Origin of the sequence: Nocardia violaceofusca NBRC 14427, from assembly GCF_963869435.1 — a bacterium.
Taxonomy (GTDB): domain Bacteria; phylum Actinomycetota; class Actinomycetes; order Mycobacteriales; family Mycobacteriaceae; genus Nocardia; species Nocardia aobensis.
The window spans coordinates 36,436-51,052 of the sequence record NZ_CAWMPM010000001.1 but is presented as its reverse complement, the minus strand read 5'-3'; the positions used below and the strand labels follow the sequence as shown (position 1 = coordinate 51,052).

15 protein-coding genes are annotated in these 14,617 nt (G+C 69.1%); 5 read left to right on the top strand and 10 right to left on the bottom strand.

Annotated features, from left to right (window positions below):
• Nucleotides 1-84: 84 nt before the first annotated feature.
• Entirely contained in the window at nt 85-2,028 is a 1,944-nt protein-coding gene (ggt, locus tag AC5592_RS00260) for a gamma-glutamyltransferase (RefSeq protein WP_063063011.1), read from the top strand.
• 4 nt (nt 2,029-2,032) lie between these two features.
• Here ggt and AC5592_RS00255 read toward each other — a convergent pair whose 3' ends face one another.
• The 4 genes from AC5592_RS00255 to AC5592_RS00240 all read right to left on the bottom strand — a co-directional run bounded on the left by AC5592_RS00255 (nt 2,033) and on the right by AC5592_RS00240 (nt 5,002).
• Nucleotides 2,033-2,536 (bottom strand): PH domain-containing protein, encoded by a 504-nt coding sequence (locus tag AC5592_RS00255; protein ID WP_083870829.1) that lies wholly within the window; start codon nt 2,534-2,536, stop codon nt 2,033-2,035.
• Nucleotides 2,537-2,540: 4 nt separating this feature from the next.
• A complete protein-coding gene (ribH, locus tag AC5592_RS00250) occupies nt 2,541-3,020 on the bottom strand; it encodes a 6,7-dimethyl-8-ribityllumazine synthase (RefSeq protein WP_036502603.1) in 480 nt (159 codons plus the stop codon).
• A gap of 29 nt (nt 3,021-3,049) precedes the next feature.
• A complete protein-coding gene (locus AC5592_RS00245; protein ID WP_036502604.1) occupies nt 3,050-4,300 on the bottom strand; it encodes a bifunctional 3,4-dihydroxy-2-butanone-4-phosphate synthase/GTP cyclohydrolase II in 1,251 nt (416 codons plus the stop codon).
• Between the two features lie 81 nt (nt 4,301-4,381).
• On the bottom strand, nt 4,382-5,002 hold the full coding sequence (locus AC5592_RS00240; protein ID WP_036502606.1) for a riboflavin synthase: 621 nt from the start codon (nt 5,000-5,002) through the stop codon (nt 4,382-4,384).
• Nucleotides 5,003-5,493: 491 nt separating this feature from the next.
• Between AC5592_RS00240 and AC5592_RS00235 the strand changes: the two genes are divergently transcribed.
• Entirely contained in the window at nt 5,494-5,961 is a 468-nt protein-coding gene (locus AC5592_RS00235; protein WP_036502608.1) for a hypothetical protein, read from the top strand.
• Here AC5592_RS00235 and rpe read toward each other — a convergent pair.
• Nucleotides 5,933-6,595, bottom strand: a complete 663-nt coding sequence (gene rpe, locus AC5592_RS00230) for a ribulose-phosphate 3-epimerase (protein ID WP_036502611.1) — start codon at nt 6,593-6,595, stop codon at nt 5,933-5,935. The genes AC5592_RS00235 and rpe overlap by 29 nt on opposite strands.
• Nucleotides 6,596-6,718: 123 nt before the next feature.
• Here rpe and AC5592_RS00225 point away from each other — a divergent pair, with 123 nt between their 5' ends.
• Together AC5592_RS00225 and AC5592_RS00220 are read left to right on the top strand one after the other, a co-directional pair.
• The gene (locus AC5592_RS00225; RefSeq protein WP_036502614.1) at nt 6,719-7,141 is read left to right on the top strand and encodes an ATP-binding protein; all 423 of its coding nucleotides are present in this window, start codon (nt 6,719-6,721) and stop codon (nt 7,139-7,141) included.
• 191 nt (nt 7,142-7,332) lie between these two features.
• Entirely contained in the window at nt 7,333-8,064 is a 732-nt protein-coding gene (locus AC5592_RS00220) for an RNA polymerase sigma factor SigF (protein ID WP_051024711.1), read from the top strand.
• Nucleotides 8,065-8,072: 8 nt separating this feature from the next.
• On the opposite strand, the gene AC5592_RS00215 is transcribed toward AC5592_RS00220, so the two are convergent.
• Nucleotides 8,073-8,993 carry a LysR family transcriptional regulator gene (locus AC5592_RS00215; RefSeq protein WP_063063172.1) on the bottom strand — a complete coding sequence of 307 codons (921 nt, stop codon included), beginning with the start codon at nt 8,991-8,993 and terminating at the stop codon, nt 8,073-8,075.
• 103 nt (nt 8,994-9,096) lie between these two features.
• Between AC5592_RS00215 and AC5592_RS00210 the strand changes: the two genes are divergently transcribed.
• Entirely contained in the window at nt 9,097-10,296 is a 1,200-nt protein-coding gene (locus AC5592_RS00210; RefSeq protein WP_083870831.1) for a YeiH family protein, read from the top strand.
• Nucleotides 10,297-10,309: 13 nt separating this feature from the next.
• Here the strand turns inward: AC5592_RS00210 and AC5592_RS00205 are convergent, their stop codons facing one another.
• The 4 genes from AC5592_RS00205 to AC5592_RS00190 all read right to left on the bottom strand — a co-directional run bounded on the left by AC5592_RS00205 (nt 10,310) and on the right by AC5592_RS00190 (nt 14,602).
• Nucleotides 10,310-11,692 (bottom strand): RsmB/NOP family class I SAM-dependent RNA methyltransferase, encoded by a 1,383-nt coding sequence (locus AC5592_RS00205; RefSeq protein WP_063063009.1) that lies wholly within the window; start codon nt 11,690-11,692, stop codon nt 10,310-10,312.
• 335 nt (nt 11,693-12,027) lie between these two features.
• Nucleotides 12,028-12,951 carry a methionyl-tRNA formyltransferase gene (fmt, locus tag AC5592_RS00200; protein ID WP_036502619.1) on the bottom strand — a complete coding sequence of 308 codons (924 nt, stop codon included), beginning with the start codon at nt 12,949-12,951 and terminating at the stop codon, nt 12,028-12,030.
• Nucleotides 12,952-13,512, bottom strand: coding sequence for a peptide deformylase (def, locus tag AC5592_RS00195; RefSeq protein WP_063063008.1), 561 nt, complete (start codon nt 13,510-13,512; stop codon nt 12,952-12,954).
• A gap of 67 nt (nt 13,513-13,579) precedes the next feature.
• A complete protein-coding gene (locus AC5592_RS00190) occupies nt 13,580-14,602 on the bottom strand; it encodes an esterase/lipase family protein (protein ID WP_084506242.1) in 1,023 nt (340 codons plus the stop codon).
• Nucleotides 14,603-14,617: the final 15 nt, after the last annotated feature.

The window sequence follows — 14,617 nt, the reverse complement described above, 5'->3', positions numbered from 1 at the left end:
TGGTCGAGGTCGGGGCGGCTCGACGTTACCCGGTGTGGGAATGATGCCCGGCGTGGTGGGGCAGGTGCGCGTTAAAGTGCCTGCATGAGGCGCACGCGAGCGATTCTGGCCGGCGCGAGCGCCGCCCTGCTGCTGACCACCGGGCTGCTCACGGGCTGCTCGCCCACCACCTCCGAGGCCGGCCGAAGCTGCGTCGAAGGTCCGGACGGCACCCCGATCACGGCCGCGGCGGGACCGGCGGCGAGTGCGACGAATCTGGCCACCAATCCCGAGATCGCCACCGGCTACCGCAGCGGTATGACCCCGGTCCGAACCCACACCTTCGCGGTCTCCACCGCGAACTCTCTGGCCACCCACGCCGCCTGCGAGGTTCTGGCCGACGGCGGCACCGCGGCCGACGCGCTGATCGCCGCGCAGACGGTACTGGGCCTGGTCGAACCGCAGGCCTCCGGCATCGGCGGCGGCGCATTCCTGCTCTATTACGACGCCGCGGCCGGATCGGTCGACGCCTACGACGGTCGCGAGGTCGCCCCCGCCGCCGCGACCGAGAACTATCTGCGCTGGATCAGCGACACCGATCAGTCGATGCCGCAACCGAATACCCGCGCCAGCGGACGGTCGATCGGCGTACCGGGCGTGCTGCGACTGCTCGAGGCGGCCCATCGCGACCACGGCAAGCAGTCCTGGCGCGACCTGTTCGGTCCCGCGATCTCGCTGGCGGACAACGGTTTCGACATCAGCGCCCGGATGGCGAGCCAGATCGCGCAGTCGGCCCCGGATCTGGCCCGGGACGCGAATGCCAGGCAGTACTTCCTGCAACCGGACGGCTCCCCCAAACCGCGAGGCTTCCACCTCGCCAATCCGGCCATGGCGAAGACGTTGAGCGCCGTCGCCTCCGACGGTCCCGACGCCTTCTACACCGGAGCGGTCGCCCGCGACATCGTCGACGCCACCGCGACCACCAGTGGTGGCCGTACCCCGGGTCAGATCTCGCTCGACGATCTCGCGCGGTATCAGGCGAAGAAACGCACCGCCCTGTGCACCGACTACCGCACCCACCGGATCTGCGGGATGCCCAATCCGTCCTCGGGGGGTATCACCGTCGCCGCGACCCTCGGGATTCTGGAGAACTTCGACCTCGCCGGTCTGTCCCCAGACCGTCTCGACCGCAACGGCGGCGTCCCGAAAGCCGAAGCGGTGCATCTGATCTCGGAGGCCGAACGGCTGGCCTACGCCGACCGCGACAAGTACATCGCCGATCCCGATTTCGTTCCGCTGCCCGGCGGCTCACCCGCCGCGCTGGTGAACGAGGACTATCTGAAGCAGCGGGCCGCGCTCATCGATCCGAACCATTCCATGGGTACCGCGCAGCCGGGTGACTTCGGCCCGGTCCCGCTGGGCACCGGCGTGCAGCAACCCGAACACGGCACCAGCCACATCTCCGTGGTGGACCGGTACGGCAACGCCGCGACCATGACCACCACCGTCGAATCGGCGTTCGGCTCGTTCCATCTGGTCGACGGATTCGTCCTGAACAACCAGCTCACCGATTTCAGTGCCCAGCCGGCCGATGCGGCGGGTGTGCCGCTGGCCAACCGGGTGCAGCCCGGGAAGCGGCCGCGCAGTTCGATGAGCCCCACCCTGGTCTTCGATCGGACGCCGGATGGGTCCCGCGGTCAACTGGTCGATGTCGCCGGGTCCCCCGGCGGTTCGGTGATCATCCAGTTCGTGGTGAAAGCGCTGGTGGGCCTGCTGGATTGGCATCTGGATCCGCAGCAGGCGGTCTCGCAGGTGGCCTTCGGCGCGGCGAACACACCGGTGACCGGGGTGGGCGGGGAACATCCGGCGATCGACGCCACCGACAACGGCGCCCATGATCCGCTGGTGCAGAAGCTGCGCGAAATGGGGCATCAGGTCTCGGTCGACCCGCAGTCCAGCGGGCTCAGCGCCCTGCAGCGCGAGAGCGGCGGCTGGATCGGCGGAGCGGATCCCCGTCGGGAGGGCATAGTCCTCGGCGACGCCCGCTGACCGGTCAGTCCTGCTGTGCGGCGGTGTATTTCGCGCCGAGTTCGCGGAAGCGATCCATCGCGCGGGCGGCGTGATCCTTGTCGTTGACGCGGATCGCCAGCATCGGAACGTACTCGTCCCCGGCCAATTCCAGTCGCGCCCAGGACTTCTTGTCCGGAATCGCGACGCCGCGGATATCGGCCCAGCGGAACTCGTTGTCGCCCAAGATGTTGCGCACGACGACGCCCTGCGGTCCGACGCGCACCCGCGGCCGGGTCAGCAGCAGCACGGCACCGGCCAGCAGCAATCCGAAGCAGATGATCGCCACCTGGTCGGCGCCGCGGAAGTTCACCCCGGTCGTCGAATTGCTCGACAACACCCCGGCCAGGATGAACAACACCGCGATCACGGCCGCCACGATGCGCGCGGTCCGCACCGCCCGGCGCGGACGCACCTCGAGATCCCACTGCTGTCCGTCCGCGCCCGGGGGCTGCGGACCGCGTTTGAACAGATGCACGACCGGCGGCATCGGCTCAGGCTTCTCGGCGCAGCGCGCGCAGGGTCAGCGCGGCATCCAGGGCCGCGGCACTCGCCTGCTCGCCTTTGTTCTCGGCCGAATCCGGCAGGCCCGCGCGGTCGAGGGCCTGCTCCTCGGTATTCACCGTGAGCACCCCGTTGGTGACCGGCGTGCCCTCGTCCAGCGACACCCGCGTCAGCCCGGCGGTCACCGCATCGCAGACGTATTCGAAATGCGGTGTCCCCCCGCGGATCACGACGCCCAGCGCCACGACCGCGTCGTGGGTGCGGGCCAGCGCCTGCGCGACCACCGGCAACTCCATCGCCCCGGCACAGCGCACCACCGTGATCTGCTCGACGCCCGCTTCCCGGGCCACCCGCTCGGCATTGGCGAGCAACGTATCGCAGATGGTGGTGTGCCACCGCGAGGCGACGATGCCGACCCTCAGGTCCTTCGCGTCCGCCAGCGCGAACTCCGGTACACCCGTACCGCTCATCGACCGATACCCCTTCTCACGAATTCTGACTACTGCGCGGTCTCGCCGAGGTCCAGGTCGTCCAGGCCGACCAGGTCGTGGCCCATCCGGTCGCGCTTGGTGCGCAGATACCGCAGATTCTCGGCATTGGCCCGCACCGGCATCGGCACCCGTTCGGTGATGCTCAGGCCGTAGCCGTCCAGGCCGACCCGCTTGGCCGGATTGTTGGTGAGCAGCCGCATCGACTTGATCCCGAGATCGACCAGGATCTGCGCCCCGGTGCCGTAGTCGCGGGCATCGGCGGGCAGGCCGAGTTCGATATTCGCGTCCACGGTGTCGTGCCCGGAATCCTGCAGCTGATAGGCCTGCAGCTTGTGCATCAGGCCGATGCCGCGGCCCTCGTGCCCGCGCATGTAGAGCACCACACCGCGCCCCTCGGCGGCGACCATCTCCATCGCGGCATCCAGTTGCGGGCCGCAATCGCAGCGCAGCGAGCCGAACACGTCGCCGGTCAGGCACTCCGAGTGCACGCGCACCAGGACATCGTCACCGGAGTCGACGCTCAGATCGCCGCGCACCAGCGCCACATGTTCGACGTCGTCATAGATGCTCTTGTAGCCGACGGCCTTGAATTCGCCGTACTTGGTGGGGATGCGCGCCTCGGCGATCCGCTCCACCTGCTTCTCGTGCTTGCGGCGCCACGCGATCATGTCGGCGATCGAGATCAGCGCGAGTTCGTGCTCGTCGGCGAAGATCCGCAACTCTTCGGTGCGGGCCATATCGCCCTCGTTCTTCTGGCTGACGATCTCGCAGATCACACCGGCCGGGCTCAGACCGGCCATCCGGGACAGATCCACGGCCGCCTCGGTGTGGCCGGGCCGCCGCAGCACCCCGCCGTCCTTGGCGCGCAACGGCACGACGTGGCCGGGCCGGGTGAACTCGTCGGCACGCGAGGCCGGATCGGCGAGCAGGCGCATGGTCGTCGCGCGGTCGGCGGCCGAGATGCCGGTGCTGATGCCCTCTCGCGCGTCCACCGACACCGTGTAGGCGGTGCCGTGCTTGTCCTGGTTCATCGAATACATCGGCGGCAGGCCCAGCCGATCGCAGTCCGCACCGGTCAGCGGCACACAGATGTAGCCGGAGGTGTATCGGATCATGAAAGCCACCAGCTCGGGGGTCGCCTTCTCCGCGGCGAAGATGAGGTCGCCCTCGTTCTCCCGGCCCTCGTCGTCGACGACGACGACCGCCTTACCGGCGGCGATATCGGCGACTGCGCGCTCGATGGTGTCGAACCTGGTCACGTCTGCTGTGCTCCACTTCGGAATAGGTGCGACTCGAGCCTACTGGGTCGGGTCGCCGGTACGACGTCGCGGTTGCCCCGGTCAGCCACGCTGCTGGAGCCGCTCGACATATTTGGCGATGACGTCGACCTCCAGGTTCACCGTGGTGCCGGCGGGCGCGGCGCCGAGGGTGGTGAGCTCGCGGGTGGTGGGGATCAACGAGACCTCGAACCAGTCGCGGTGCCCGGGTTCGCCGCCCTCGTCGACGCCGAGGGCCGAGACGGTGAGCGAGATGCCGTCCACGGTGATCGACCCCTTCTCGACCACATAGCGAGCCAGATTGTCGGGCAACGAGATTCGCACGACCTCCCAGTTGTCGGAGGGGATGCGCGACACGATGACCCCGGTGCCGTCCACATGGCCCTGCACGATGTGGCCACCGAGCCGGCTGTTCACCGCCGCGGCGCGCTCCAGGTTCACCTTCGAGCCGATGTCGAGTTTGCCGATGCCGGAGCGGTTGAGCGTCTCCCCCATCACGTCGGTGGTGAAGCTGTCGCCGTCGACCACGTCGACCACGGTCAGGCAGACGCCGTTGACCGCGATGGAGTCGCCGTGGCGGGCATCGGAGGTTACGGTCGCGCCGCGAATCGTGAGCCTGGCCGCGTCCGCGGACCGCTCGGCGGCGACGATCTCCCCCAGCTCCTCGACGATGCCTGTGAACATCCGTATCTCCTGTCAGCCCGGCGCCCACCGCGTCGGGGCGTCCGCTAGCGCAAACGGTGCCGGCGGCCCGGGGTATTCCCCCGCGGGTCGCGGTGTCATCAGCGTAACGACGCGCTGTAGCAGAGCACATCCGGCCGTCCTACCGACCGGTCATGGCCGGACATTCAAGACTTTCGGACCGGAAAAGCGCACCGAACCGGGCGCCGTATCGGCGACGCGCCGAGCGGGCTGATCGGCTCCCCCGCGCGACGGCCACATCGCCGAATGCCGAAAAGGAATAGCGAACAATTTCAGGAAAAGGAAATCGAATTTTTGGTTTTCACCGGTCGAATATCCGGCTTCTACCGGCCCGGATCGCAGCCGAATTCAATTTGTTACCCACGTGACTGCGAATTCAACCCCAACGCTTGCACCAGGGCGTATTCGGTAGCAATATTGTTATGCAGTTGATTCCAACCGTTCATTGGACAACAACCTCATGGGGGTGCGGCGTGACCACGGTGATCGATACGTCTCTCACGGATCGTTGCGAGCGGTATCGCCGCGTCTTTCATCTGCCCGCGTCGGTGGACGACGCATCGCGGCACATCGTGCTCGAGATCGGGCAGCAATTCGGCGCGGTCACAATGCCGGCCGATGTGGGTGAGCGGGTCCTGCGCCAGCTCACCCAGTCCGGACTGGTCACTCCCGTCGTGCACCATCCGCGGGCGCGGCGCTGGACCTTCATCACCGGCCCGTCGTGCTCCGCCAGCGTCAGCACATCCGTTGCGGCCGAACTGTTCCGGCTGTACACGACGGTCGCGTGCACGGGTAGTCACGTGGTGCTGCCCTCGGCCGAGGACGAACGAACCGGCTATCGGATCTGGGTGCAGACGCCCGACCATCTCGAGGCGGTCGTCCCCATGGCCGCGGTCGTGGAGGCCGCTCGGCTCAGCGCCGCGCCGCCTGCTCCTCGATGACCTTCTCGCGCAAGGCTTCCACGGTCGCGGCCGGATCGTCCGTGCCGTACACCGCGGACCCGGCGACGAAGCAGTCCACACCGGCCTCGGCGGCGGCTTCGATGGTGTCCATATTGATGCCGCCGTCGATTTCGACGACCAGACGCAATTCACCGCTGTCGACGAGCCGGCGGACCGCGCGCGCCTTCTCCAGCACGTGCGGAATGAACGACTGACCGCCGAATCCGGGCTCGACACTCATCACCAGCAGCGTGTCGAAATTGCGCAGAATTTCCAGGTACGGCTCGATGGGCGTATTCGGTTTCACCGACAATCCGGCCTTGGCGCCGGCGGCGCGGATATCCCGGGCCACCGCGACCGGATCGTCGGTCGCTTCCGCGTGGAAGGTCACATTGTAGGCACCGGCCTCCGCGTACGGGGGCGCCCAGCGGGCCGGATCCTCGATCATCAGATGGCAGTCCAGCGGGATGTCGGTGGTCTTCAGCAGACTCTGCACCACCGGCAGGCCGAGGGTCAGGTTCGGTACGAAGTGGTTGTCCATCACATCGACGTGCAGCCAGTCCGCTCCCTCGACGGCGCGTACCTCCTCCGCCAGACGAGCGAAATCAGCGGACAGGATGGACGGCGCGATCATCGGCGACGGCCGGTGAAAGTGGGAATTCGAGAGGGACACAGCGCGTGAGTGTACTGGGTCGATCACACCGGTTTTCGGCACTGTCGGCGATTGCGCGACGCGAAGTTGGGTAGCCTTCGTAGGGTGATCAACATGTCGGCTGAAGAGGGACTGCGCAGCACACCCGTCGAAATCGGAGTGGCGGCCACCGTGTCGCAACTGCCCATCGTGCGCGGATTGGCCGAAACACTGGTCCTGCTCAGCGATTTCACGCTCGACGAGGTCGCCGATATCCGGCTGGCCGTCGACGAGGCGTGCTCGACGCTGATCGAACTCGCCGTTCCCGGCAGCACCCTGCAGTGCCGCTTCACCGTCGGCGACAACGATCTGCTCGTCCGGGTGGCCGGCATCGCGGCCACCTCGAAGCTGCCCGACCAGCGCAGCTTCGGCTGGCATGTACTGCGGACGCTCACCGACGGCATCGACGTCGCGCAGGAGCCCTTCGATTCGGCGATTTCCGGATACCCGACGGTGGTCGAATTTCGCCGGGTCCGGGGGAAGGCGTAGTGGCCGACGAGAACAACGTGTTCGAGGCCGAGGACGCCGAGAACACCGCGGGTACGGCCGCGAGCGGATCCCCCGACACCGGCGCCGAGGACGGCGAGGGCCGCACGGACGGCGGTGAGGCAACCCCGGACGACGAGGAGGACGGTGACGAGGTCGCCGAGGTCACCGGTTCGGTTTCCGGATACGACGATGTGAACCTGCTGTTCCAGGCACTGTCGGAGGCCGGTGACGGCCGCCGCGCCGAACTGCGCGACGAGTTGATCAATCGCTGTATTCCGTTGGCGGACCACATCGCCCGCAAATTCAGCGGCCGCGGCGAACCGTTCGACGACCTGACGCAGGTGGCTCGGGTCGGGTTGGTCCACGCCGTCGACCGTTTCGACGTCTCGCGCGGCTCGAACTTCCTGTCCTTCGCGGTGCCCACCATCATGGGCGAGGTCCGGCGCTACTTCCGCGACAACACCTGGGCGATGCGAGTTCCCCGGCGGGTCAAGGAAACCCATCTGCGCATCGGTTCGGCGATCGATACGCTCTCGCAGTCGCTGGGCCGCTCCCCGACCGCCAAGGAGATCGCCGCCGAACTCGACATCCATCCCGACGAGGTGACCCAAGCCGTCATCGCGGGCAACGCGTATCAGCCCAGTTCCATCGACGCGGTGTCGGTGGGCCGCGATACCGAGGCCTCGCTGCTGGACACCCTCGGCGAAGAGGAGTCGCAGTTCGACCGGGTCGAGGAGTACGTGGCGATCCGGCCGCTGCTCGCGGGCCTGCCCGAACGGGAACGACGCATCCTCACCATGCGCTTCTTCGAATCGATGACGCAGACCCAGATCGCGCAGCGGATGGGGATATCGCAGATGCACGTCTCCCGGATTCTCGCGAAAACCCTTGCGCGGCTCCGGGAGCAGAGCGCCCGCGAGTGACGCCGACGCTACACCGGATCCGGTGTAGCGGCCCGCTGGGCGTGCACGATGGCGGACACCAGTTGTCCGGCCGGACCGCCGAGTTTGCGCGGTGGACGCCACACCGCGCGCAGGGTGCGCCGTAGATCCAGGCCCGCGACGGTGACCGCGCGCAGTTCGCCACGCTCGAGCTGGTCGCCGACCGCCAGCGTGCTCAGTACCGCGGGCCCCACGCCGCCGAGCACGCTGGTGCGGATGGCCGCGGCGCTGCCGAGTTCCAGCAGTGGTTCGGCGCGCGGATATTCGGCCAGCGCGACGTCGAGGGTACTGCGAGTCCCGGATCCGGGTTCGCGCACCACCAGCGGTGTCGCGGCCAGCTCGGCGACGGTGAGCGGTGTGCGGCGGCGCGCCCAGGGATGCCCGGGGTCCACCACGACGAGCAGTCGATCGTGCGCGACGGTCACATGCGGCAACCCGTCGGGCACCGCCGGCGATTCGACGAATCCCAGATCGCATTCCCCGGCCACGAGCCGGTCACACACCTGGCGCGAATTGTGGACCTGCAGATGGACTTTCACATCCGGATGACCGCGGCGGAACGCGCCGAGCCACCCCGGTAGCAGACATTCCGCGACCGTCATGCTGGCGGCGACGGTGAGTTCGGCCTCCTGGTCGGTGCGCAGTGCGGCGGCGGCGTCGAGTAGCCGGTCCAGGTCCGCCAGTACCTCGCGCGCCCAGTGCACGACGACGGTTCCCGCGGGGGTCAGCGTGGAGCCGCGCGGTGAGCGGCGCAACAGGGCCAGGCCCAGCCGATGCTCCCACTGGCGCACCGCACGGCTGGCGTTCGGCTGCGCCATATCGATCGAGCGTGCGGCCGCACCGAGACTGCCGTGGTCGTCGATGGCGACCAGCAGCTCGAGGAAACCCAGGTCGGGGCGTACGTCGGCCATACCGCAATCATATGCGTTGAGCACAACCCATATCACCAGGATATGAGTGCGATGCCGTTTCGGCCGCTACCGGCCCCCACCGATTCACGAGACCGTTGTCGTCATGACAAGTCTGGATTCCTCGCGAGCGGCCGAGGCCGCCGACGACGTGCCCGGCGCCACCGAGCCGGGCACGGCCGACCACACCGTTGATACCGACAAGCTCGCGGTCGGTTCGCAGCGCGGTATCGAATCCTCCCCGCAGACCTCCGTCCGCACGCTACGACGGCGGTGGCGAGCCCGGCTCGGGCGACGCGGAGTCGCTGCCGGGCGCTCGGACGCGGCCGGCGGGGCGGATATCGTCCCCGGATTGACCCTGACGGTCGCGATGACCGCGCTCGTGCTGGGTATCGCCCAGTTCACGCCCACGGTCAGCCCGCTCCTGCTGGCGATCGTCGTCGGGGCGGTGCTCGCCAATTGCGTGCCGTTGCCGCACCGGGTGCAGCCGGGACTGCAGTTCTCGGCGAAGCGGCTGCTGCGCGTCGGCGTCGCGCTGCTCGGCCTGCAGCTGACATTCGCCGACATTCTCGGGCTCGGGCCCGCCGTGATCGCGGTGGTCGTCGCGATCGTCGCCCTCGGCATCGGCGGCACGATGTTCATGGGCCGGCTGCTGGGATTGAGCTGGACGCAGCGACTGCTGATCGCGTGCGGATTCTCCATCTGCGGTGCGGCCGCCGCGGCGGCGGTGGACGGCGTGGTCGACGCCGAAGACGAGGAAGTGCTGACCGCGATCGCGCTCGTGGTCGTCTTCGGCACGATCATGATCGGCGCGCTGCCCCTGCTGTCGAGCGCTCTGGGCCTCGACGATCGCACCGCCGGGATCTGGGCCGGTGGGTCCGTGCACGAAGTGGCGCAGGTCGTGGCGACCGGCGGCGCGATCGGCGGCGCCGCGCTGACCGTCGCGGTCGTGGTCAAACTGGCGCGGGTGGTCCTGCTGGCACCCGTGCTGGCGGTGATCGGCTGGCAGGTCCGGCGCCGCGAGGACACCGCGCCCGGCACCCGCAGGCCGCCCCTGATTCCGCTGTTCGTCGTCGCCTTCCTGGCCTGCGCCGCACTGCGCACCACCGGGCTCCTGCCCGAATCGGTACTCGGCATGGCCAAACTGCTCCAGACCGCGCTGCTCACCGCCGCCATGTTCGCCCTGGGCGCGGGTGTACGCCTGGCCGCCCTGCGCCGCGTCGGGCCGCGCCCGCTGATCCTGGCGCTCCTGTCGACCGTGTGGGTGGCCGGCATCGCGCTCACCGGCGCGGTTCTGGCCGGCTGAGCGAACCGTGGTGTCAGAGCGGTTTGCGCAGAGCGGCCATGAACATGGCGTCGGTGCCGTGCCGGTGGGGCCACAGCTGAGCGGCGGGACCGTCGCCGGTGTCGGCGACTCCGGGCAGCAGCGTGCGAGTGTCGAGTTGTTCGGCGTCGGATCGGCGGACGAAATCGGAGACGACCGAGACGGTTTCGGCCAGGTGCGGGGAACAGGTGGAATACACCACCACACCGCCCGGGCGCAGCAGATCCCATGCGGCGGTGAGCAATTGGCTCTGCAGGGTGGTCAGGTCGCGCACATCGGCCGGGGTGCGCCGCCACCTCGCCTCCGGGCGCCTGCGCAGCGCGCCCAGTCCGGTACACGGCGCGTCGACCAGGATGCGGTCGTAGCCGGGTTCCAGCCCGGAGTCGCGGCCGTCGACCACATGCACGCTGACCGGAAGGCCGCGAGTGGCCTTGCGCACCAGCTCGGCTCGGTGTTCGGCGGGTTCGACGGCGTCGACCCGATACCTGTCGATATCGGCCAGAGCGCCCAGCAGGGCGGTCTTACCGCCGGGGCCGGCACACAGATCGAGCCAGCGCCCGCCGTCCGCACCGAGCAGCGGCGCCCGGGTCAGCGACAACGCGACGAGCTGGCTGCCCTCGTCCTGGACCGCGGCCATACCCTCGCGCACCGCTTCCAGCTGTCCCGGGTCGCCGCTGTCCAGGTACACCGCATACGGTGACCAGCGGCCCTCCTCGCCACCACTGACCAGCGCCAATTCCTCGGCGGTGATATCGCCGGGCCGCGCCACCAGGTGCACGATCGGCCGTTCGTCGTCGGCGGCGAGCAGATCGCGCAGCTCTCCCGCCCGCGCACCGAGTGCGTCGGCGAAGGCCTGCGCGATCCAGACCGGATGCCCGAATTCGAATGCCGCGCGGCCGATCGGATCGCGCGGCGCCAGATCCTCCACCCACTGCTCCGGTGTCCGCGCGGCCGCCCGGCGGAGTACCGCGTTGACGAAACCGGCTTTGCCGCTTCCGGATTCGGTGCGCACCAGATCGACCGACGTATCCACCGCCGCGTGCGATCCCACCCGGGTCCGCAGCAGCTGATATACGCCCAGACGCAGGACGTCGAGCAGCGGGCCGTCGATCTCCGCGATCGGACGTCCCGCGCATTCGGCGATCACCGCATCGAGGACGCCCGTCGCGCGGCAGGAGCCGTAGGCGAGTTCGGTCGCGAAAGCCGCGTCGCGCCCGGACAATCCGTATTCGCGCAACAGGACGGGCAGAACGAGATTGGCGTACGCGTCGCGCTCACGCACCGCTCGCAGCACATCCCGGGCGACCAGCCTGGGAGCGTCACCCACCACACCGCGTCGTCCCTGGGGCCGGGCCGCGGGGCGACCGGTCCGCCGCACATCACGGTCCGCACGACGAGAGTCCGCGCCCTGAGCGGAATTGTCGCCGCGAGACGAATCCTGACGCGTGCCCCGCCTCGGGTCGGCGCCCCGCGACGTTTTTCCGGCGCCCCCGGCACCGCGAGCACCACTCGCGCCGGAGCGTCGTCCACGCTCGTCCGACGAATCGCGCCCCTCGCCCCGGCGAGCCCGAGCAGCGTCACCACCCCGGCCGCCCGAACCTCTCCCCGCGTCGCCGCGACGCCGAGAATCGTTGTCCGCCCGGCCTTTTCCGCGGCGCGCATCGTCGGCTCGCCGCCCGTCACGGTCCCGGTCGTCTTCTGCGCGTGGGCCGGTCACTCGACCACCGCGCCGGGCTCCAGGCGTGCGCCGCGGGCCCAGTCCAGAGCCGGCATCATCCGTTTGCCCTGGGGCTGCACCTGGTCCAAGCGCACGGCGGTGGTGGCGGTGCCGATGTAGACACCGGACTTCCGGACCTCGATCACCCGCTCGGGCAGTTGGTCCTCGACCAGTTCGACCGGGCCGAGTTTCAGTCGCTTACCGTCGATTTCGGTCCATGCGCCCGGCGCGGGAGTGACGGCGCGAATCCGGCGGCCGACCGCCAGCGCCGGTTGATCCCAGCGGATGTGCCCCTCGTCTGCCTCCACCTTGGGCGCATAGGAGACACCCTCACCGGATTGCGGCACGGCCTGGACGGTGCCGTCCTCGATTCCGTCGAGGGTGGATTCGAGCAGTTGCGCACCGGAGACCGACAACCGCTCCAGCAGGGCGCCCGCGGTATCGGTGATGCCGATGCGTTCGGTGACCACGCCGTAGACCGGCCCCGTGTCCAGACCTTCCTCGATGCGGAAGGTCGAGGCGCCGGTGATCTCATCGCCGGCCAGGACCGCCGCCTGCACCGGTGCCGCGCCCCGCCAGGCGGGCAGCAGCGAGAAGTGCAGGTTGACCCAGCCGTGGGGCGGGATGTCGAGCACCACCCGCGGCAGCAGCGCGCCATAGGCCACCACCGGACAGCAGTCGGGTTTCAAATCCGTCAGTGCCGCAACGAATTCCGGCTCCGAGGGTTTGCGCGGGGTCAGCACCGGAATGCCGTATTCGTCGGCCAGCCGCCCGATCGGCGAGCGTGTCACCTTGCGACCGCGACCGGCCACCGCATCCGGCCGAGTGACCACCGCCACCACCTCGTGGCGCTCGGATTCCAGCAGCCGCCGCAGGGACGGCACGGCCGGTTCGGGAGTCCCCGCGAAGACCAGGCGCATCTACTCGCCCCGCCCGGACTCGGGGCGGCTGCCGGCGACCTCGGCCGCCGACATCACCGTCTTACCGGCGACGAACCACTCCGACTCCCGTACCGCGCGCATGGCCTGCTTGCGGGTGGCCGGTTCCAGCCGCTGCAGATACAGCACGCCGTCGAGATGATCGGTTTCGTGCTGCACGCAGCGGGACAGCAGCCCCTCGGCCTCGAATTTCACCGGCTCACCGTGCATATCGACTCCGCGTGCGACCACGCGGTGGGCCCGGGTCACGTCGTAGCGCAGCCCCGGAATCGACAGGCAACCCTCCGGGCCGGTCTGCTCGTCGGTGCCGAGGACTTCGAACACCGGATTCACGACGTGCCCGGCGGCATCACCGGTGTCGTAGACGAACACCCGCATGCCGACACCGATCTGCGGCGCGGCCATGCCGACGCCGCCGCTGGCGTGCATGGTGTCGGTGAGGTCGGTGACCAGCTGCTCGAGGTCCCTGTCGAAGGCGTCGACCTCGTCCGCGCGGGCGCGCAGGACGGGATCGCCGAACAGGCGAACGGGCTGGATTGTCACAGGCACACTCCCGGGCGAGACGACATTGCGGTCGCCCCAGTTTACGGGCGGCCGGAAATCCGTTTCGTCAGGAATGCGCGCCCAGGATCACCTCACCGATTTCGGTGCCCAGCGGCACGTAGGCGCACTGCGGCAGCGGCGCGTGCTCGGGGTCGAGCAGGGTGAGCAGCAGCTGCTGCACGTACGGGTCGTACACCATGTGGAAATGCCCGGTCAGATCGATGGGGCACAGATCCTGCAACACGATGTTGCGCGCGCCCGGGCCGGTCAGGGCGATGTTGGTAGCGGGCTGGATGATCTCGTCGACGCGGCTGCCGACGGTGGTGTATAGCACACCGGGCACGGTGTCGCCGCCGGCGTCGAGTTCGCGTACGAACGGCGAACCCTGCGCCTGCTGCACAGCGGCCAGCGACGTGACCTGCTGATAGACGTTCCAGAGTCCGGGCACGGCGTCGGCGAGCGGAACCAGCCCGTACATCTGGGCGCCGTAGCTGGGCGAGGCGAGTCCGATCCACTGATCGACGTGGGGAGCGCCACCGAGTTTGTCGATGTAGTAGCGAGTGATGTTGGCGCCCTGGGAAAATCCGACCAGGTCCACCTTGCCGGCGCCGGTGGCGGTCAGGACGCGGTCGACGAAGTCGCCGAACTGTCGCGAGGACGCCCACAGATCCTCGGTGCCGTAGCTCGTGGCATCCGGTTTGCCGCCGTAGTTCGGGGCGAAAACGCAGAAGCCCGCGGCGACGAGCTGCGGGCCGATGCCGCCCCAGTCGGTGTAGGCGGTGGCGTCGGTCCCGTGGGCCAGGATGATCGGGCGCGGATGCCGCGCGCTCGGCCGGCAGGTGAAATCGTTGGTGCCCCACGGCGTGGTGCCGGGGTGCGCTTTCAGATAGCGCGAGGCGGCGAGATGGTCGCCCTGCGGTGGCCCCCAGTCGGTGGGGACCACCGCCGGGCGAGTGTCCGGCGGCGAGGCCGGGGGCGGTTCGGCCGAGGCGTTCGCGCTGCCGCCGAACGCCGCCCCGCACGCCGCCACCGTCGCGAGTGCCCTACGCCACGCGAGGCCCCCGTCTCGGCGGTTCCGACCTCGTCCCATCCTTCGATTCTGCGC